At 39.2% G+C, this 21386-nt stretch carries 18 protein-coding genes; 3 read left to right on the forward strand and 15 right to left on the reverse strand.

The window, feature by feature from the left end:
- Positions 1–9: 9 nt before the first annotated feature.
- From K364_RS0108780 to xsc, 14 genes are all read right to left on the reverse strand, one after another.
- Positions 10–831 (reverse strand): ferredoxin reductase domain-containing protein, encoded by an 822-nt coding sequence (locus tag K364_RS0108780; RefSeq protein ID WP_028307723.1) that lies wholly within the window; start codon positions 829–831, stop codon positions 10–12.
- Positions 832–959: 128 nt separating this feature from the next.
- Positions 960–1124 (reverse strand): Rpo12/RPC10 RNA polymerase subunit family protein, encoded by a 165-nt coding sequence (locus K364_RS26645; RefSeq protein ID WP_156946431.1) that lies wholly within the window; start codon positions 1122–1124, stop codon positions 960–962.
- Positions 1125–1194: 70 nt separating this feature from the next.
- Positions 1195–1608 (reverse strand): CBS domain-containing protein, encoded by a 414-nt coding sequence (locus tag K364_RS0108790; RefSeq protein WP_084295628.1) that lies wholly within the window; start codon positions 1606–1608, stop codon positions 1195–1197.
- Between the two features lie 137 nt (positions 1609–1745).
- Positions 1746–2693: an ABC transporter permease gene (locus K364_RS0108795; protein WP_028307725.1), complete on the reverse strand. Its 948-nt coding sequence runs from the start codon at positions 2691–2693 to the stop codon at positions 1746–1748.
- A gap of 1 nt (position 2694) precedes the next feature.
- The gene (locus K364_RS0108800; RefSeq protein WP_028307726.1) at positions 2695–3753 is read right to left on the reverse strand and encodes an ABC transporter permease; all 1059 of its coding nucleotides are present in this window, start codon (positions 3751–3753) and stop codon (positions 2695–2697) included.
- Positions 3750–5273, reverse strand: a complete 1524-nt coding sequence (locus K364_RS0108805) for an ABC transporter ATP-binding protein (RefSeq protein WP_028307727.1) — start codon at positions 5271–5273, stop codon at positions 3750–3752. The genes K364_RS0108800 and K364_RS0108805 overlap by 4 nt, the downstream gene beginning before the upstream one ends.
- Before the next feature lie 114 nt (positions 5274–5387).
- Positions 5388–6488: a BMP family lipoprotein gene (locus K364_RS0108810; protein WP_028307728.1), complete on the reverse strand. Its 1101-nt coding sequence runs from the start codon at positions 6486–6488 to the stop codon at positions 5388–5390.
- 109 nt (positions 6489–6597) lie between these two features.
- Complete coding sequence (gene deoC / locus K364_RS0108815; RefSeq protein ID WP_035268435.1) at positions 6598–7287, reverse strand: deoxyribose-phosphate aldolase; 690 nt, start codon at positions 7285–7287, stop codon at positions 6598–6600.
- A gap of 107 nt (positions 7288–7394) precedes the next feature.
- Complete coding sequence (locus tag K364_RS0108820) at positions 7395–8132, reverse strand: sulfite exporter TauE/SafE family protein (protein ID WP_028307730.1); 738 nt, start codon at positions 8130–8132, stop codon at positions 7395–7397.
- 237 nt (positions 8133–8369) lie between these two features.
- A complete protein-coding gene (locus tag K364_RS0108825; RefSeq protein WP_051533895.1) occupies positions 8370–9383 on the reverse strand; it encodes a tripartite tricarboxylate transporter substrate binding protein in 1014 nt (337 codons plus the stop codon).
- Positions 9384–9674: 291 nt separating this feature from the next.
- Positions 9675–11681: a tripartite tricarboxylate transporter permease gene (locus K364_RS23345; RefSeq protein ID WP_051533896.1), complete on the reverse strand. Its 2007-nt coding sequence runs from the start codon at positions 11679–11681 to the stop codon at positions 9675–9677.
- A 105-nt stretch (positions 11682–11786) separates the two neighbouring features.
- The gene (sucD, locus tag K364_RS0108835) at positions 11787–12689 is read right to left on the reverse strand and encodes a succinate--CoA ligase subunit alpha (protein ID WP_028307732.1); all 903 of its coding nucleotides are present in this window, start codon (positions 12687–12689) and stop codon (positions 11787–11789) included.
- Positions 12689–13822, reverse strand: a complete 1134-nt coding sequence (sucC, locus tag K364_RS0108840; protein WP_028307733.1) for an ADP-forming succinate--CoA ligase subunit beta — start codon at positions 13820–13822, stop codon at positions 12689–12691. Before sucC ends, sucD begins: the two co-directional genes overlap by 1 nt.
- A 101-nt stretch (positions 13823–13923) precedes the next feature.
- Positions 13924–15660 carry a sulfoacetaldehyde acetyltransferase gene (gene xsc / locus K364_RS0108845; RefSeq protein WP_028307734.1) on the reverse strand — a complete coding sequence of 579 codons (1737 nt, stop codon included), beginning with the start codon at positions 15658–15660 and terminating at the stop codon, positions 13924–13926.
- 573 nt (positions 15661–16233) lie between these two features.
- Between xsc and K364_RS0108850 the strand changes: the two genes are divergently transcribed.
- A complete protein-coding gene (locus K364_RS0108850; protein ID WP_028306738.1) occupies positions 16234–17481 on the forward strand; it encodes an IS110 family RNA-guided transposase in 1248 nt (415 codons plus the stop codon).
- Positions 17482–17716: 235 nt separating this feature from the next.
- Here K364_RS0108850 and K364_RS0108855 read toward each other — a convergent pair whose 3' ends face one another.
- Positions 17717–19123: an aldehyde dehydrogenase family protein gene (locus K364_RS0108855; RefSeq protein ID WP_028307735.1), complete on the reverse strand. Its 1407-nt coding sequence runs from the start codon at positions 19121–19123 to the stop codon at positions 17717–17719.
- 411 nt (positions 19124–19534) lie between these two features.
- On the opposite strand from K364_RS0108855, the gene K364_RS0108860 reads away from it, so the two are divergent.
- The gene (locus tag K364_RS0108860) at positions 19535–20443 is read left to right on the forward strand and encodes a LysR family transcriptional regulator (protein WP_028307736.1); all 909 of its coding nucleotides are present in this window, start codon (positions 19535–19537) and stop codon (positions 20441–20443) included.
- A 47-nt stretch (positions 20444–20490) separates the two neighbouring features.
- Positions 20491–21366 carry a nucleoside hydrolase gene (locus tag K364_RS0108865; RefSeq protein ID WP_028307737.1) on the forward strand — a complete coding sequence of 292 codons (876 nt, stop codon included), beginning with the start codon at positions 20491–20493 and terminating at the stop codon, positions 21364–21366.
- Positions 21367–21386: the final 20 nt, after the last annotated feature.

Below are 21386 nucleotides of genomic sequence, written 5' to 3' on the forward strand. Positions count from 1 at the left end.
GTAATTTTATTACTGCAGCAGCCAACTTTTTATTTGCTCCAGAGAAAAAACCGGGCCATTTAGACCTACCCAATTACTATCCGGTTTATTTAATAAATAATCTAGACTGATATAAATCTGCTTTTCTGAAAACTGCTTTTTAAATAAAAAGTTTATTGTAAATTTGATCATCATCTCAGACCCAGAAATCAGCACCATTGTCTCTTCATTTGAAATTCTCATATCTTTTAAAAGACTCACAATAAGCCCCTTCTTATATTGAGTATTTGAATTATATGGAGCATTTTCCACAATAAATTCCATGTCAATTTTTGCATTTTTCCATCTTTCATACTCATAAGAGTAAAGAAAATCTTTAGGGGTTTTCACTGCATATAAAACCTCTACTTCATTAAATAAAACTCTTCGATGCTCAATATAATCCAGCATTGGTCGAATGCTCCTAAAGCCCAATCCACCTGCAATAACAAGTAGATCTTTTCCTTGAAGACTAGATTTTGCCCAGCCGTTTCCAAAGGGCCCTGCAGCCTTGATTACTGTTCCCTCCATGAGTGATTCAATAATTTTATATTCAATGCTATTTTTTACTGCATAATGAATTGTATGCTCAAAAAAATCTGTTTTATTAGGGTTGGATGTAATGGTACTTTTATATAACCCCAAACCAGGTATTTCTAATAGATTAAACTGCCCAGGCACAAATTCTAGTTTTGTTACTATTTGCTTTTTTATAAAAGCAAATTGAAAAGTAAAGGAATTATCAGTTTCCTTTCTTTTCATAAGAACTTCAACGTCATAAAAAAGAGGCTTTTCTAATGTATTAAAAATCATTACAGTCACTCTCCCATGGACAATTGTTCAAATTTTCATTCTAATTTATACAATTCTTAATTCTCTATACAAGTAGTTAATCCTTCTAATGGTTTAAGTTATTACTAAAAAAAAATGAGGATTACCATTTAGTAATCCTCATCTGAAGCATCCACCATACTACAATTGTCCTCGCTGCAATGATAGCCACAAATAGGACACTCCCCTGATTTATTCTCTGTCAGGGAAAACATGGTTCCACAGTTAGCACATTTAAAGCTAGAACTGGCATTTTCAGGCTGTGAATATACCATTCATAAACTCCTCCTAATGACCAAAAAGTTATTTATATTATGTTAGAAAAGGAGGATAATTATTAATTTTTTATATTTCATTTGAACCAGTCAGGGAAATAAGCCCCTTAATGGCATTTCTTTCAGTAAATAAACCTATTATTCTATTATCCATGGTTACTGGAAGGCAACCAATCTTTTTGTTTATCATAAGCTGGGCTGCTTCTAATACTTTTGTGTCTTCTGTTACTGAAATAACCTGATCAAGCATCACTGATTGAACACAGGTTAAATTCAACAGTTCCATGTCACACTCTTCAACAATTGAAGGAAGTATATCTCTCAAGTCTCTTTCAGAAATAAGACCAACAAAAATATCATTCTCTACAACTGGAATGTATCTAATACGATTAGTTCTAAGCAGCTTTAAAGCCCAAAGCAGTGTATTCTTTGGGGCTAGTGTCTGAAAATTCCTTTCCATGAAGTCCCTTACCAAAGTCATCATTAATGCCTCCCGGGGAGCTATTATGTGAATTAAATAACAGTTTTAACATAAACATTTCTAGTTAATTTTCGAAATTCCTGCAAACACCATGGGAAAAGAAAAGCCCATAACACTAAAAAGTCTGGGCTTTAAGCTTTCTAACGTTTACCCTTGTCATATGGTTCCCCAAGGGCTTTTGGAGCCTGGGATGATTTTGAAAAAATCACCAGAGCTATAAGGGTAAAGATATAGGGAAAGGTTTTTAAGACTATCCCTGGAATAACGGCAAAGGCCGGGATTACCTGGGATACATTGGCTATGGTGCTGGCGAAACCAAAAAACAATGTAGCACCTAGTATGCCAAGAGGCTTCCATTGACCAAAAATCAACGCTGCAAGGGCAAGAAACCCTAGACCTGCAGCTGTCCCATTAAACTCACCTGAATAGGTAACAATAACAATTGCTCCACCAAGACCTGCAAGGGCGCCAGATATCATAACAGCAATATAGCGCATTACATACACATTGATACCAGCAGAATCGGCAGCATGAGGGTGCTCTCCACATGCCCTTAATCTTAATCCAAAAGCCGTTTTATAAAGTACAAACCATGATACCAGTAATATTGCTAATACCAGCCATGTTGTAGGATAGCTCATGGTGAAAAAAAGCTTGCCTATTATGGGAATATCAGAAAGAACATTAATGTTTTTTCTTGCCATTCCATATACAATCTGGATGTTGCCGCTGCCGGTAATGTTTCTGGCCAGAAAGGTTGTAAGAGCTCCGGCAATCATATTAATTGCAATACCACTAATAACCTGATTTGCATTCAAGGTAATGCAGGCAAAGGCATGGAGCAGGGCAAACAGGGCGCCGGCAATGCAAGCTGCCAAAAGACCAATCCAAATAGCAGTACCGGGATATATAAATTCCAAACGTGAAATAACTATAGCTCCAGTAAACATGCCCATTACCATAAGTCCCTCAAGACCAATGTTAACTACACCACTTCTTTCGCTGTATAATCCCCCAAGGGAAGTAATCAACAAGGGGATAGTAAAGGCAATAGCATAGGGAAAAATTAACACTATTGTTTCTAACATATTACTTGGCACCCCCCAGCTTTTTCCTGAGCTTTTCCCAGTACCTTTGTATCAGGATGCTGGTAGCTGCGAAATAAATAATAACGGCAATTATTGTGTTGGCTATTTCAGGAGGTATGGCTGTCATGGCATTCATAAAGCCCTTACCAGTATGAAGCAGACCAAAAAATAGAGCCGCGCCCAAAACACCTGCTGGCGAATTTGCTCCTAAAAGTGCTACTGCAATACCATCAAAGCCCTGTGATGGCAGAACTCCAATCTGCATATTTGATGCATATCCCACATAAAACGTTGCACCGCCAAGGCCGGCCAGGGCACCTGCTATAACCATGGAAAGAATGACACTACGATTAACATTTATTCCTGCAGTTTCAGCCGCATGTCTATTATAGCCCACAGCCTTTAGCTCATAGCCCAAGGTTGTCTTGTTAAGAATGAAAGCAATGATAATTACAAAGATAACAGCAACAAATAAGCCTAGATTTATATAAGATCCATTAAACAAATCAGTAAGCCATGGCACCTTTAGTGATGCTTCATAGGGAATTCTTCTAGACTCGGTTTCCAGGAACTGCCCTTTAAAATAGGCTGGAATTGTATAGTAAACAGTCCAGTAAGCAATCCAGTTCATCATAATGGTGGAAACAACCTCGTGAACATTAAACCTTGCCTTAAGCCAACCAGGCAGTGCAGCCCACAGACCTCCACCCAGCATGGCGGCAAAGAGCATTACTGTAAGAAGAATAGGCTTTGGCCAGGCAAAGGTTAGACCAATGGCTATAGCACAAAGGCCACCTATAAGCATTTGTCCCGCTGCACCAATATTGAATAATCCAGTTTTAAAAGCAAAGGCTACTGAAAGACCGGTAAAAATCAGAGGAGTAGCAGTTGCCAAAGTGTTGCCTATTCTTTCGATATTCATCAGCCCACCACGAAATAGGTATATATACCCTTCAATGGGGTTATTCTTAGCAACCAGCATGAGAATACCGCCAGCTATAAGCCCCAGTACTACAGCAACCAAAGACAGTATATATTCATTGTTAACCTTTAATTTCAAGCTGTAGCACCTCTTTTCACTCCTGCCATCATGAGACCAATCTCATATTCGTTGGTTTCATCAGCATTGACAATGTCAACTAACTCCCCATTATTGATGCAGGCGATTCTATCTGAAATATCCAGAATTTCGTCAAGCTCCAGGGATATTAAAAGAACGGCCTTGCCCCTGTTTCTCTGCTCTACCAGGCGCTTGTGAATATATTCTATAGCACCAACATCCAGTCCTCTGGTGGGCTGAACAGCAATTAAAAGGTCCGGATCCCTGTCAATTTCACGACCAACAATAGCCTTTTGTTGATTTCCACCAGAAAGCGAACGGACCAAAGAGGAACCTCCCTGTCCAGCACGTACATCAAATTCGGCAGCAATTTTTTCTCCATATTGGTGGACCTTGTCCCAGTTTATAAGGCCATTTTTGGCAAAGGGCTGTTGATAATACAGCATTAAAATCATATTTTCTTCCAGGGTATAGTCAAGAATAAGTCCGTGCTTATGCCTATCCTCTGGAATATGGGAAAAGCCCATATTAATCCTTTCCCGAATAGGCAGATTGGTAATGTCCCTGTCTTTAAAAAATATTTTGCCTTTTTCAACTCTTTTAAGGCCTATTAAGGCTTGTACTATTTCTGATTGGCCGTTGCCATCAACACCAGCAATGCCAAGTATTTCTCCGCGGCGTACCTCTAATGAAAAATCCTTTAAACCAAGAACCCCTTGGCTATTTCTAACTGACAGGTTTTCCAACCTCAAAATAGCTTCACCAGGCTCTCTTTTTTCCTTATCTACCTTAAAGGAAACCTTTCTACCAACCATCATTTCTGCCAGCTGCTCCTGGGAAGTTGATGCTACATTTACTGTGCCCACATACTTACCCCGGCGGATAACTGTACAGCGGTCAGCAATAGCCTTGATTTCTTTTAGTTTATGGGTTATAAGAATAATAGACTTTCCTTCCCCAATAAGGCCGCCCATGATTTTCATTAATTCTTGTACTTCCTGAGGGGTTAATACAGCTGTTGGTTCATCAAATATGAGAATATCCGCCTTGCGATAAAGCATCTTAAGTATCTCTACTCGCTGCTGCATGCCAACAGAAATATCAAAAACCTTTGCATAGGGATTTACATTAAGCTTATACTGCTCAGAAAGCTCTTTTATCTTTTTTGCTGCTGAAGCTTTATCAACAACCAATCCCCTTCTTGGTTCTATTCCCAAAATAATGTTTTCTGTTACAGTAAAATTGTGAACCAGCTTAAAATGCTGATGAACCATTCCAATACCAAGATCATTAGCTACATTGGGATTGAGAATATTAACCTTATTGCCCCGGACCTTAATACTTCCACTATCAGGCTGATAAAGGCCAAAAAGAATACTCATCAAAGTAGACTTTCCTGCACCATTTTCCCCCAACAGCGCATGAATTTCTCCCTTTTTTAACTGGAGGGTAATATCATCACAGGCAACTACACCAGGAAATTCCTTGCGAATTTTTTGCATTTCAACAACATACTCCATAGCTACCCCTCCCCTTGTCACCCTGCTTTTATTTGCCATATTAATGAAAATTGTTCAAAAAGAAAGGGGCGGATTAACCGTCCCTTTCTTTTATAATTAATCCATTGGTTACTTTTACTTGATCAAGTCACCTTGTTCATCTGATACTACAAGACTTCCTGCCTTTAGCTGAGCAAATACCTCAGCAACTTTACTTTCAACCTCGGCACTTAGGTTTGGATTTTTGGCAGGAATACCAACACCATCATTTTGTGCACTAAATGTGAGTATCTCTCCACCAGGGAAGCTGCCTTCCTTTTCTGCCTTGATCATGTCATAAGCAGCCTGGTCAATACGCTTCATGGCTGATGTTAGGATAATTGATTTATCTCCCTCATAAATACCTTCAGCATACTGGTCAACGTCAACTCCAACAATCCAGACTTCAGCACCGGCTCTTGCCCTGGTTTTAGCCTCGTTGATAGCACCAACACCCACGCCACCGGCAGCAGCAAAGATAACGTCTATTCCCTTATCGTACATCTGTGCTGCTAATTGCTGACCTGCAGCAACGTTGTCAAAGGTTCCCTGGTAAATCACGTTTTCTGGTTTTATAACCATATTAGTGCCAAAGTTATCATTTGCGTACTGGATTCCCTGCTGGAAGCCCCAGTTAAACTTCTGAACTGGAGGTATCTCCATACCACCAATAAAACCAGCTTCACCTTCTTGTAACTGCAGGGCAGTTGCAACACCTGCTAAAAAGCCTGATTCGTGCTCTGCAAAGAAAATTGAGACTGTATTGTCTCCAACAACCGGTGCCCAGTCACCTGAATGGGGATATCCATCTAATAATACAAATTTTGCTTCTGGATACCTTTCTTGTGCTGCAAATATTGCTGTTTCAAATTTAAACCCAGGAGTCACAATAAATCTAAATCCAGCATCATACAGGTTTCCGATCTCTGTAATATAATGTGCTTCAGTTTCACCGGCAGGCCTTAAATATCTTGTCTCCACACCAAAGTCTGCTGCTGCTTTTAGTACGCCTTCCCAGGTCCCCTGATTAAAGGATTTGTCATCAATTGTACCAGCATCTGTAACCATACCAACTTTAAAACCCTTGGCTTCATCAGCAGGCTTGTCAGCAGGTTTATCAGTTGTGCCTCCACAACCAACAGCAGCTGCTAACATGAATAATAAAACTACAAACAACCCAACTCCTTTTTTAAACATTACTCCATCCTCCTCAATGTTTTTTTCAAAACAACCAAACCCATTTTACCATCATTAATGTTTTTTGTGTACTAGCAAAATTGCAATATTTCAAGCAAATTGACTAGATTTAGTTAGATTCCTTAATGATTTCTTCCATAATATTTTGTGTTGAGCTTGTACCAAATCTGGCAGCCCCAGCCTTATATAACTCAAGGAGTTGATCTAGATTGCGAATTCCACCTGATGCTTTAATTGCTACCTGCGGTCCACAGTTTGCTCTCATTAATTTAACATGTTCAAGGGTTGCACCTATATTTGCAAAGCCCGTTGAGGTCTTAACAAAATCCACATTTAATTCCTCGCATATCTGGCAGCATTTGATGATTTCCTCATGTGCAAGAAAAGCATTTTCAAAAATTACTTTAATTAGAACCTTCCTTTCATGACAAGCCTCAGTTACTGCCCGAACATCTTCTTTTACATAATCCCAGTCCCCTGAACGAACCCTGCCAATGGGCATAACAAGATCAAGTTCAACTGCCCCATCTTCTATTGCCTTAATGGCTTCAAAAACCTTTACATCAGTAGTGCTGTTTCCATGGGGAAAGCCTATGACAGCACTAACAAGAACCTCTGAGTTCTCCAGTAGTTTATTACAAACAGCAACGTCATAGGGCCTTACACAGACTGTTGCCACATTGTACTTTCTAGCAACTCTGCATTGCTCAATAACATCCCAATCTGTCATTTCAGGCTTTAATATAGGATGATCTATCATCTTTGCTATATCTCTGGCATTAAGACCTTTTCGCTCCATATCCGTCCTCCAATATTTGATTACTAATACTTGATAATCATATAGTTATTCTGCATTTTTTATATAAATCCTTTTTCATATCAATTAATAGCAGCTGTGTGAAAAGCTTAGAGTAGGCTTGTTGCTATTGAATAACCAGCAACTATTAATAAAAGGATAATGACAACTTTTTTAAACAGCTCGTTAGGAACCAGCTTAAATAAAAATTTCCCCAAAAACATTCCTATAATAGGAAAAGGTACAAGATATAAAATAATCTTAAATATTTCCATAGAAATAACGCCGGACAAAAACATTATTGGAAATGTAAAACAGTAAATTAAGAAAAAATATGCCACTCCTGTAGCCCGATAAGCATTTTTATCAATATCAAAGTTGGTCAATACCAAAATAATTGGAGGACCAGGCATACCAATGGTAGCCGTTAAGAATCCCGAAAGGCTTCCACTTACCTTAAACCACCGCACCCTGTTGTCATCTGTGATAGGTAACGTATAGTTTTTCAAGGTTATCATACACATGAACACCACTACTATACTGACAAATATTTTTAAAAGGATTACATTAATTATTGAAAAAACATAAACACCAACAGGTACTCCAAATAAAGCTCCAAATAACATCTGCTTTACCATTTGCCAATCTGTATCCTGCCGAATTGTATATAATAGTGTCCCTAAAGAAAGTAATGACAATACCATACTTAAAGCCACTGCCCATTTTGGATCAAACATTAATATAAAAAAGGGTACAGCAACTAGAGGAAACCCAAATCCTGTCAATGCTTGTGTAGCAGATGCGAGAACTACCACACAAGCACTTAGTATCCATGTAGTTATATCCAACACACACACCTTCTAACTGTGAATATGATATCATATATGTTAGTGTCTTATATCTTAGTCCATCTTTTACGCTTCAATGAAGCCCAAAATTGCAGGAACAACTCCGGAACGAATATCCCCTTATATTACTAATATCCCAGGTCTTCACCTATTATTACTATATTATAATATTAAAAAATACTGCCAGCAAACCATTTGGTTACTGGCAGTATCTTGTAGTTAAGTTGGCTTTATAAATTATTGAATTTCACCAACAGCTCTTAAAATCTCTTCCACAGTTTTTGCATAGTTAGCAATATGTTCTTTTGCTTCTTTACTATTCATTACACCCATAGGTGCTCCTAATTTTTCCATGTCTGCTAAATACTCAGGATTGCTCATAATTTTCATGAAGCCTGCTTCTAAAATGTCAATAACTTCTTGTGGAGTGTCTTTTTGTACTGCAATTCCCCTGTCAGTACTCATTATTACATCATAACCTTGCTCTATAAGGGTAGGAACATCAGGAATGTATTCGTGACGTTCTGCTGAGGTCACACCTAATATCTTGATTTGATCCCCTAATCTGTACATGTCTGAGAGGTTGCCAAAGTTTAAGTCTATCTGTCCACCCATTATTGCTGCTTGTGCATCAGCTGCTCCTGGGAAGGGAAGAGTTGTTAACTCAATACCTGCCTCTTTTTCCAGCTGAAGAATTGCTAAATGCTGTCCAACAAATAATCCGGCTGTTCCAGCTGTTAAAGCTTTAGGATTTGCTTTTGCATAATCAACCACGTCTTGAATTGAGTTAAACGGACTGTTTGGAAGTACACCAATGGCAACTGGGTCAAATCCCCAATGTGCAACTGGAATGAAGTCTTCCCATGAATATAATGTGTCTTCAAGCATTGATTTAGCTATAATGTGAGGTAAGTTATAAACAGTCATTTGATATCCATCTGGAACCTGCTGTACAAACTGATTCCAACCAGTTGTTCCACCAGCACCTGCAATGTTAACAATAACTAGCGGCTGGCCAAATTCCTGCTGGAAGTATTTTAACAAGGGACGAGCCTGGGCATCAGTTGCAGCTCCTGCACTGTAGGATACTATCATTTGTACTGGTTTTTCTGGGAAACCTTCTCTTTTTGGCTGTTCAGCTGAACCGCCGCCACTATCAGGTTTGCTGCCTCCACAACCAGCTATTAATGCAATGCTTAACAGTAAAACAAGGATACCAATCAAAATTTTTGATGACTTGCTTTTTAACATAAACCAAACCTCCTCAATGTTTTGTGTTTATCTGGCGTGAAATTCCATTTTCTTCAAAACTTTAATTCAAGCTCCTCCATTAAACAGTCCTCTGTATTTCTCAGCCCACACCCTTTCTTTTAAAATATAAGGACAATAGAGCTTGTGAATATCTTAACAAAATTTAAGGGTATTGTTAACTGGTTTTTTGCAGAAATATTGGTTTGTTATGGCTGCCATAAGTTTTTCTTATAGTTCTAGGCATACTTAGCCTAGTGTCCCTTATACAAGCTCTATTGCTAAGATAACAAATTAGAATAGCATTCCCCTTGGTGTTGGCAGATATAAGAATACGCCAAATGCAAGATACAATACTGCAATAGCACCAATACCAAAAATAATTAGCTTGGGCAGATATTTAATGGGATTATTTCCACTTACTGCTATCATTCTTGCACCAACAAACATCATTAATATGAAGGTTGCAGTATAAAAACCTATTGTTTTTGCCAAAACTACAGCCAAACTAGTAGCAATGGAAATTTCTGCAACAATTCGCCAGGGTATCCATTTAACCCTGTCGCTATGGAACATGGTTGCATAAAACACCTGGAAAGCACCTACTAATGCAATTATAAGAAATACTACTGTTGGGAACATTGAAGCTTCATGAGACAGAGGATCTAGATATACCCTCCAGACTATAATGCATAATGCAATTATCACCATACCCAATATAGCATCAGTAGAGAAAATACCCTTGTACTTTAAGTCTTCCGCAGCCTGAGGGTTTTTCTTTTTTTCTGCAGCTTCCTTGATCATTCTTTTTCTCTCAAGCCAAATTGTACTAGCAATCACTGCAACAATAACAAGAATTACACCAATTGAAATTGGTCGTGTAAAGAAATAGTCGAAGATACCATCTCTAGCCATGGCAATCCTGTAACCCAAAAGGAAATTTTCTTCTGCAATTGGACCAAGTATCAAGCCTAATACTGCAGGAGCAGGCGATATGCCCAGTTTTAATAAGAAATATCCTACTATTCCTAAAGCCACCATAACATAAACATCAAAAAAGTTGCTGTTTACTGCAAAGGAACCAAAAAGACATAAGGCAATAACTGTTGGTCCCAGATAAAACTCCTTTACCTTTAGAAGATGGGAAGCATAATTTAATATAGCTACTGCAACAACTAGCAGGGCAACCTGTGCCAATAGAAATGCTGCCATAAAGGTATAGGTTATTTCAGCATTGATTGAAAACAATAGAGGGCCTGGCCATAAGCCATGGATCAAAAGACCTCCTAATAGTACAGCTGCTGTTGGGCTGCCAGGAATACCCAGGGTAAATAAAGGTATTAAGGATCCACCCACTGTAGCGTTATTTGCTGCTTCTGGTGCAATAACTCCTTCCACTTTACCCTTACCATATTCTTCAGGGTTCTTTGAGTATCTTTTCACCTGGTCATAGGCAACGATACCCCCTACCTGTCCCCCTGCTCCTGGTACAATACCAAGTATTGTACCCAGCACACCTGCAAACAGTTGTATTCCTTTAAATTTAGTCCACATCTCCTTGTACAAAGAGAATATATCCCCTTTATGCTTTGGAGCCTGTATTATCTGTTTTTCCCCTTCTCTCATAACATTTTCAAAGTAAATCAGTACTTGTGAAAATGCGAAAAAGCCTACTAGTGCGGGAATTAGGTTTATACCACCCCATAAATCCATTATTCCAAAGGTAAACCTTGGCTCACCTGTGGTTGGTGATATACCAATTATTCCAAGCCATACACCAAAACCACCGCTTATCAAACCTTTAATAAGTTCTTTACCGGTTCCCAAACTTGCGATTATTACTAAGCCAAAAACTGCCACCCAGAACTTTTCAGCAGCCCCGAATTTTAGCGCAAAAACCGCTAATAAGGGAGCAAATATCAACAAGGCTATTGCACTTATTACACCACCATGGGCTGAAGCCATGGCAGATGCTAAAAGCGCCCTTCTGCCTTCACCCTTTTGAGCCATTGGATAGCCATCAAATAAAGTGGCTATATTGGCAGGGGCACCGGGAATATTTAAAAGAATAGCCGATATTGACCCACCATAAACTGCTCCAGTATATACGCCGGCTAACACTGTAAGTCCTTCAACAGGAGTCATTGTAAAGGTAAAGGGAACTAGTAGGGCAACACCCATTGTCGGGCTAAAGCCCGGTAAGGCCCCAATTACTATACCGCCTGCAATGGATACTAGTATGAGCAGGATTAGCGATAAATCTGCCAAATGACTAAATCCATATAACAAATGTTCTAGCATTAAAAATTTCACCTCACTTTAAATATTTGAATTAAATCTTTGTGATATAACCTGTGCGCACAGGAATTTCATCTAATAATGTTGTCTTGAGGTGTGAAAATAAAATTAGTTTTCTCTACCATAATGTTCAAAGAATTTTTTCTTGAGCAATTCTCCTGCTTCTGATGGCCTTTTAGCTACAAGACCTCCGGCCTCAGTTATGGCCTTTGCTTTTCCTTCATAAGTGCCTTTGCCCATTGTTACTATTGCGCCTGCATGACCCATGCTTTTTCCAGGAGGCGCTGAACAACCAGCAATATAGGCAACTAAAGGTTTAGTAAAGCCTCCGCTTTGCATCAGCTCAGCAGCCTCTTCCTCCATACTGCCGCCAATCTCGCCTACTATAACAACACCTTCAGTGTCTGGATCTGCTTCAAACATTCTCAACACTTCAACAGTTCTTGTGCAAGGAACAGGGTCTCCACCTAGACCTACAGAACTGGATATACCAAAACCTGCGGCTACAACATGGGATGCAACTTCATTTGTTAAGCTCCCACTTTTAGTGATAAATCCAATTTTACCCGGCTTATACACATCTTCCAACCATACTGGTACAAAACCAAGCATGCCTTGACCTGGAGTTGCCATACCTGCAGTATTAGGTCCTAATACTACTGCATTTTTTTCCTTTGCAAAGGTTCTTATTTCCATACAATCCTGAACAGGCACACCATCTGCCAATAAAACCACCAGCTTTAGACCTGCATCGAGAGCTTCAAAAGCAGCATCCTTGGTTAATCGTGGGGGCACAAATACCACTGAGGCTTCTGCTCCATGCTTATGGGCTGCAGCAGACACTGTATTATACACGGGTAAACCAAGTGCCGTCTGTCCTTCTTTTCCAGGAGTAACACCAGCTACTACATTTGTATTATTTTCCAACATACGTTCAGCCCAAAACATACCTTCCTTACCAGTTATACCCTGAACAATTACCTTAGTATCTGAGTGTAATAGAATAGCCATTAGTTACTTCCCCCTAACCTAATTGCTTCCTTAACAGCTTCTTCTGCACTCCAAAAAGCTGTAAGCCCTATTTCTTCCTTAAGGATTCTGTGACCTTCTTCTTCGCCTGTTCCTCTTAATGAAACCACAACTGGAACTCTCGGCTGCAATGCCTTTATAGCTTCTGCAAGCCCTTGTGCAATAACATCAGCTCTAGCAATAAGTCCAAAAACATTTACTAAAACAACTTTCACCTCAGGATCTCTTAAAACTAAATCCAAAGCATTATATGCGTTTCTGTATTGGGCGCCACCAAATTCTAAAAAGTTGGATGCTTTACCACCATAATGGTTGACAAGATCCAAAGTCATCATCGTTAACCCTGCACCTGCACAGCAAAGCCCAATATAGCCATCAAGCTTAATATAACCAAGACCTACCTGTGATGCTTCGTACTCGATTTCACTATCATATTGATCTTTTGTTTTTGTAAATTTAGGCTGACGATATAAAGCATTATCATAAATATTAACCTTTGAATCTGCTGCTATTATATTACCTTCACCAGTTACAATTAATGGGTTTATTTCTACTAAATCGGCATCATATTTTCTAAATAAACTATAAACCTTAAGCATTACCTCAGCTGTTTCAAGGGCTTCCTTGCCGGTTAAACCCATTTTATAGCTAATTCTGCGTGCCTGGTAGGGCAGCAATCCTTTAAAAATATCTACCGTTTCCATTACTATTTTTTCAGGAGTTTCTTTAGCAACTTCTTCAATATCCACTCCACCGGCTGTACTGGCCATTATAAGAGGACTGCCTTTTTCAGCATCAATGGTAACTGATAGGTAGTATTCCTTTGCAATATTTAACTTTTCTTCTACCAATACTTTGTCAACTGTATAATCACGTAATTTCATACCAAATATTTCTTTGCTTAACTCTTTAGCTTCCCCAGGAGTATCTGCAAATTTAATTCCACCGGCCTTGCCTCTTCCTCCCTGGAGAATCTGAGATTTTATAACTACAGAACTGCCAATTTTGGCTGCATTGCTTTCCACTTCTTCGGGTGAATAGGCAACAAAACCCTGTGGAGTTGGAATGCCTTCTTCAGCAAAAAGCTTCTTACCCTCAAACTCATAAAGTTTCATGGATTCTTTTCTCCCCCGTTTTGTAAATTTAACAGTACCAATTGTTTAAATATACTACCTTCTTCCGAGCAGAAGAAGGTAGTATACATTTTTTAAAGGTCTTACCAATTTCTATGGTCAGTGTGTGCGTATTTTGGAAGGAAACGTGTTGGTAAAGCTAGAGCATCTTTTCTAAAGGGAGGTGCAAGCTGTGTTCCATCAACCATGAATTCTAATACTACTGGAACTTTTGCAGCTGCAGTGAATGCTTCTTCTAATGCTCCCTGAATTTCTTCTGGCTTTTCAATTTTGATGCCTTTTGCTCCCATTACTTCGCCTAGCTTTGCCCAGCTTGGAGCTTTGATGTCAGCACCTACAAATCTGTTATTGTAGAAGTCTACCTGGTTCTTCTTCTCTGCTGCCCATGCTCTATTGTTGAATACGCAAGCAATTACTGGCAGGTCTTGCTCTACAGCTGTCATGATTTCGTAGAAGCTCATTCCCCAAGCTCCATCTCCAACTATTGCTAATACTGGACTTTCTGGCTTTGCTAATTTTGCTCCTAATGCAGCTTGTAAAGCAAAACCTGTATTTCCAAAGGTCAAGCATGCCACATGGGTTTTTGGCTTTGTAAATCTCATGTAGCTGTTTGCTGTTGAGGATACGTTTCCAATATCTGTTGTTACGATTGTGTCTGCTGGCTTAAACTTTGCTATTTCATAAAGCGCTCTTCTTGGGTTAATTGGGTTGCCATCTTTCATTGCTAATTCATAGATTTCTTTGTCCCATGCTTCTTGCTTCTCTTTGATTTTAGCCATTCTTGCTTCATCTACTGGTCTGTCTTCCTGGCTCTTTAAGATGTTTAATATTTCTTGTGCTGCGATTTTTGCGTCCCCTACTATTCCTACTTCTACTGGGTGTCTTCTTCCAATTTGTTTTGGATTAATGTCTATTTGAATTATCTTTTGTTCCCCTGTGAAGTAGGTGATATCATATTGTGGCAGTGTGCCAAACACTGACAATCTTGTTCCTACTGCCAGGATTACATCTGCTTCTTTGATTGAATGCATTGCTGCTTTTGAACCCATGTAGCCTATTGGGCCTACCCAGTATGGATTATCTGCTGGGAATGCATCATTGTGCAGATATGATACTGCTACTGGTGCTGTTAGGTATTTTGCTAGTTCTGCTACTACATCTAAGGCTCCCGCGTCTACTGCGCCTCTTCCTGATAGGATTACTGGATTCTTAGCTTCTGATAATACTTTTGCTGCCTGCTTTAAGATTTCTACATCAGGTATAAGCTTAGTTGTGGGACGATACTTTTCTGGTGGTAATATTTCATCTTCTAATTCACCATAAAAGTAGTTTCTTGGTATGTCTAAGTACACTGGTCCTCTATCTGCATGCATTATTCTAAATGCTGTTCTTACACAGTCTGCTGCTCTGCTTGGATGTGGAATGCCAAAGGATGCTTTTGTAATTGGCTTAAAGATTGGCACCTGATCACATTCCTGAAAACCATCCCAACCAATTGTTGGTGTGCCAGCTGATGGGCCAAGTACTAGCATAGGTGTATGGGCAAGGTTTGCTGTTGCCACACTAGTAACAAGGTTTGTAACTCCAGGACCATTTTGTCCTATACATACTCCAACCTTACCTGATATTCTTCCGTAAGCATCCATCATATGTCCTGCTGTATGCTCATCTCTTACTGGAATGAATTTAATCCCTGCCGCTGGAAATAGGTCCAGCATGTCCATGAAGGCTGATCCTACTATACCAACACAATACTCTACTCCTTCAGCTAACAATTGTTCTACTATAGCTTCGCTAGGTGTCATTTTAACTTTTGCCATTTTTTATTCCTCCTTGTATACTATGAGCAGCCCCCGATTTGGACGTTAATTTCCAGTTGGGACATTGCTCATTTTTTAATGTAGATCTTTAACAACTACAACAACAAGTTATTCATCGTAGCAGGGCTTGTGGGTATGTGGGCAATGCTTTAGCATTGTCCAAGCGATTGTGGACCCTGTGGGCAGGTGCGCAGCAGCTGTCCACAAGTCCACATGAGCGGCATATCCACAAGCCAATAACTAATATGCTATCTTTTTTAAAAAGGGTTTACAGTCCTGGGATGTCTTTGGGAAAATATAGCCAAAGGTGTCTACCAAGGGAATGTTCCATTTCCTCCAGTTGCCCCGTTATAGGGTGTCTTCCATTTTTAGAGTGTTCCCCTGGCCCCATGTTATAGACCTACACGCTGACTGTTTCCCGGTTTGCCTCTCCCTCTGTTAGCAGACGGAGGCCAGTGCACCGAGGGGATCCGGTGTATTCCTATAGCTCGCAAGGCTGTCGTTCATGGGTTTCCCAGGGACATCCCAAGACTGTAGACATCTATATATTTTAAAGTGAAGGAGGTGATTAAGATGTCTAACCCTTTGTTTGTCGGTATCGATATAAGCAGCAAGGACAATGTTGTTTGTTGTTTGTCTAATGATGATGAAAAGCGTCCTATAAGCCGGTTTAGTGTTTTTAATAATAGACCTGGTATTTTTGAGCTTAAGGATCGTATCAACCAGTTGGTTAGTAAACATGATTTTGATAGAATACTTTTTGGTTTAGAGCACACCGGTTGCTACTCTACCCATGCTGCCATCTACTTGCATCGCCATTTGGACTTTGCCTGCCCTGATGTTAAGGTCTACATGTTTAACCCTAGTCTGATTAAGGAGTTTAAAAAGGCTCATTTCTTGGATGCTCCTAAAAATGATAGGTTCGATGCCTGGTATATTGCTGCTAGGCTTAAAAGTGGCTATCTGCCTCATCCTTTTACTTGGAGTGAACCTTTGATGGCTCTTCAAAGGCTTACTCGGGCCAGGTACCACCTCATGCAGGCTCTAGTACGTGAAGCTAATTTTCTTATGTCTAACCTGTACCTGAAGTGTAGTGATTACTCTTTAGTCTTTTCTAACAAGTTATCTGCTACTTCTCTGGCTGTTTTGGAAGAGTTTGAGTCCGCTGAGGCTCTAGCAGATGCTTCTTTGGATGATCTGATGGAGTTTTTAATTCAGCATGGTAAAAACCGCTTTGATGATCCTCAGGCTGTTGCTAAACAGTTGCAAAAGGCTGCTCGTTCTTCTTACAGGTTGCCCAAGGCCATGTCTGATTCTGTTAACTTGGCCATGGCCTCTAGTATTAGGGTTATTAGAACAATCCAGGAACAGCTGCAGTCTTTGAAAAAGGCTATTGAGGACCATTTAAAGACTATTCCTCAAACTCTAGATTCTGTTCCGGGTATCGGTCCTATTTTTGCTTCTGGTATTATTGCTGAAATTGGTGATATCCATCAGTTTGACAGCCATAAACAGGTAGCTAAGTTAGCTGGTCTTGCCTGGACCCAAAATCAGTCTGGTGATTTTACTGCTAGTAGTACAAGGCTTATTCGCTCTGGCAACCGCATTTTAAGGTATTACCTTATTGAGGCGGCAAGCAGTGTTCGGGTGCACGACCCTGTTTTTGCCGAGTATTATGCCATGAAAAAAGCGGAGCCTAAGCAGTATGCTCATAAACGCGCCCTTGCTCTTACTGCCCGTAAACTGGTACGGTTAGTCTTTTTTCTGCTGAAGTCTAACCAACTCTACCAACCGAAAGGGGGAAACCGACAATTAAATTAGAATAGACCAAAGCTCAGGATTCCTTCCACCTATTTATTGTTATATTTGTAATAAATATACTTGTCATAGGGTGGGCTTGTTTAGTGTTGCCTTTTTTAGGCAAGCACCCCCTTTTGTGCAGCGAATTCTTTGAAAAATTTCCAATTACCTACTTGACATCATACCGCTGCTCTAAAAATATCGTTTTAAATTTGACTGCTTTAATTAAATACTAAAGCTAGTCATTTGTCAGCAGTTACTTACCGTACTTTGCCCAAAAATTTCCCCACATTTCCTCATCTGTAGGCTTGGTAGGTGGTAGGGGCTCTGATACCCAGGTTACATTAATAAAATGACGGTAATTAATGTTTTCAGTAGTTATATTTCCTCCCCAGGTTCCACAACCAAGGGTAACAGTTGATGGCATTCCATTAAAGAAGTTTCCACCGTTTCCTTGTGCCTGGGGCTGTCTTACCAAGATTCTACTAGTTTTCATTGTCTGACCCAAAAATTCTATATATTCCTTGTTAAATGTATGAATACCACATGAATGTCCGGTTCCTACCATGTCAGTTAGATCTGTAAGAATTTTAACAGCTTCTTCAAAAGTAGAGTATTTAAAAATAGTTAGGACCGGTGAAATTTTTTCCTGAGAAAACTGTTCAGTTTCAACAGGAAGCTTGCCTTCTACCATGAGCATTTTGACATTTTCATCTACCTGAAAACCTGCATCACCGGCAATTTTCACTGCTGATCTGGCAATTATTTGAGGATTTAATCCTACATACCCCTTCTTATTGGGTACCCACATCCACGCTTTTAGCTTTTCCTTTTCCGCACCATCACATAAATATCCATTGTTTTTCTTTAACTCTTCTAAAAAACCATCATAAATGTCTTCATGGACTATTAAAGAGTTTTCTGATGAACAAGATGTTGCGTTGTCAAATTGCTTGCTCATGGCAATCTTTGCTGCTGCATCAACTATATCAGCATCTTCTGCAATAATCTGTACAGAGTTTCCTGGTCCAACACCGTATGCTGGAGTTCCACTTGAGTAGGCCGCCTTGACCATGGCACTACCGCCAGTTGCTAAAACAAGATCCACCTGTTTCATAAGCTCACCAGTTAATTCAATTGAAGGCTCTTCAATAATTTGAATTAAATCCTCGGGAGCACCTACCTTTTTTAGACCTTCTCTCATATAATCTACTGCAAGCTTGGAGCTATTTTTAGATGCAGGGTGTGGAGCAAATATTACAGCGTTCCTGCCCTTTAAGATACTTAATGCATTGCTGGCTGGGGTAGCTGTAGGGTTGGTTACAGGAGTCAATGCGCCTACTACACCAACAGGTTTTGCATACTTTGAAATTCCCTTTCTCTCATCACGTTCAATAAGCCCAACTGATTTTGCACCAACAAGATCTCTCATTAACCCAAGTACTTTTCCCTTGTGCTTTTTTATCTTGTCTTCGTAAACACCCATCTTAGTTTCTTCCACAGCATTTTTCGCTAGTATTGATATAATTTCATCATTGTACATCTGCCAGCTAACAGATAGGCAGACCTCATCAATTTGCTCTTGGGTGTAATTTGCAACCTGCTGCTGCGCTGCTCTTGCCTTATCTACTAATTCCTTTATAACAGCTTGGCTTTCTGTCATGGTTTCACTCCTTACTAATAGTTCTTCATTTCACTTATATCCCAATGCCATGGTATGGGCATTAATAATGTAAAAAATACTGCCAGCCAAAATAAACTATATTCAGTTTATACTTTCTCGCTCCCTTCCTGTGTATTGGCTTTTTAAATATCATTCATAAACAATTACTATCCTGTTAATTTCAGTATACATTTTATCATTAAAGACGTAAAACAACAGTTTTTTATTAGCCCATAAATAAAACTTATGTGAAAATATTTACAAACTTTCTTGAGTATTTAAAAGCTATGGTAATAAAGGTTTTAAAAATTTGTCTAAAAATAAAAGGATATAAGTCTTTTTTATGGAAATAGATATAGTATAATCCTATATATAAACCATTATGGTTAGTGCAGGGGGATAATTAAAGTTATGCATGACATTCGTCTTTCAATATTTATTGCTGTAGTAGAAAAAGGCTCTTTTTCAGCCGCTGCTGAGGCTTTACACATAACCCAGCCGGCCATTAGTGCACGTATCCAGAGCCTGGAGGAATACATTGGGGTACAGTTGTTTAAACGTGATCGTAAGGGAGTTACCCTTACTAGAGCTGGTGAAACCCTGTATAAAAATGCACGTCTTATTAATGATCTCTGGGAACAAACCATTAAAGAGGTTCGTCTGCACAGTAATATATTTGATTCCAGATTAGAGATTGTAGGCAGCCCAACGGTCGGGCAGTATATTCTTCCATGTTTAGTTAAAGAATTTAAAAATATTTATGAATACATTAATGCAACTATACTTGTGGGCAATAATAATGATGTGGTAGACAAGGTTATTAATAATCAGGTTCACCTGGGTTTTATTGCAGGCCATTATGTTAATGATAAGCTAACCATAGAAGAAATCTTCTGGGATGAAATGATATTAGTTGTATCTAACAAGCACCCATGGGCAAAAACCAAAGCGATTGAGCCCGTTGATATATTAATTGACAGGCTTATCCTTAGGGAGCCTGGCTCCGGAACTTGCCTTTTCATAGAACAGCAATTTAAGCAACTTGGAATTGAATTGAGCAAAAATAAGTTTTTCCTTGAGTTTGGAAGTATTGAAACTATTAAATCTACTGTGGAGGGCAACTCAGGATGCTCCATACTTTCTAAATATGCAGTAAACAAGGAACTTAAGAGTGGTTCATTAGTGGAGGTTGACATCAAGGGCATGTCATTTAAAAGGCCAGTCAACGCTGTATATCGAAATTTTAACCACCTGCCTGAAATTTATAAAAAATTTATTTCCTTTGTTAAGAAAACCGTCCATACCATGGAGATTGGATAAAATAATTCATTCGAGAACAAACCATTGTTTTCTAAATGGAGGTTAAGATGGAAAGACTAATATTTGACTGCGATAATACTTTGGGTGTTGAAGGATGCGATGTGGATGATGGACTGGCTTTGCTTTACCTGTTGGGGAAGGGAAGTGTTCAAATCTGCGGAATCACTACCACCTTTGGAAACAGCAATCTGCAGGCAGTACATATGACAACTCAGCAATTACTTAAGGACATTTCTATGACTCATATTCCTTTGTTAAAAGGTTGTCCAGATAAACATACCTTAGATAGTGAGGCTGCACATTTTATAGTTGATACTGTAAATGCCAATCAAAATAACATCTCTATTTTAGCCACGGGTTCTCTGACAAATTTATATGCTGCTTATCTATTGGACAATAAAGTCTTTGAAAAAATTTCTCAGATAGTCATTATGGGAGGCATTACTGAGGATTTAATTATAAATGGCAAAGTTCTCAATGAGCTGAACTTTTCATGTGATCCAGCTGCTGCCCAATGTGTGCTAGCAAATGGTAAAAATTTATCAGTAATTACAGGAAACAACTGTCTTGATGCCTTTTTTACCAAAAAAGATTTTGAAGAAAGACTTTTATCCAGTGATAGTGCTTCCGCACAGTATATTGCCAGGAAATGCTGGTATTGGTTTGAAAACATGATGTCTATTTTTAATATAGACGGTTTTCATAATTGGGATGTTGTGGCTGCAGCCTATTTAGCAGAACCTTCACTATTTAAAAACATGCTCTACGAGATAACTCCTAACCTGAATGATCTTGAAAAGGGATATCTGACTGTTAAAACTCAAAGCGATTGGGCCTGTCAAATAAATCTTCCTGTCATAGCTGATTTAAAGAAATTCACCGATGATGTCTACGGAGCATGGCTTAATCTAAACCTAGGCTGAAATTCTCTATACTTAATATT

Origin of the sequence: Desulfitibacter alkalitolerans DSM 16504, assembly GCF_000620305.1 — a bacterium.
GTDB lineage: Bacteria > Bacillota > DSM-16504 > Desulfitibacterales > Desulfitibacteraceae > Desulfitibacter > Desulfitibacter alkalitolerans.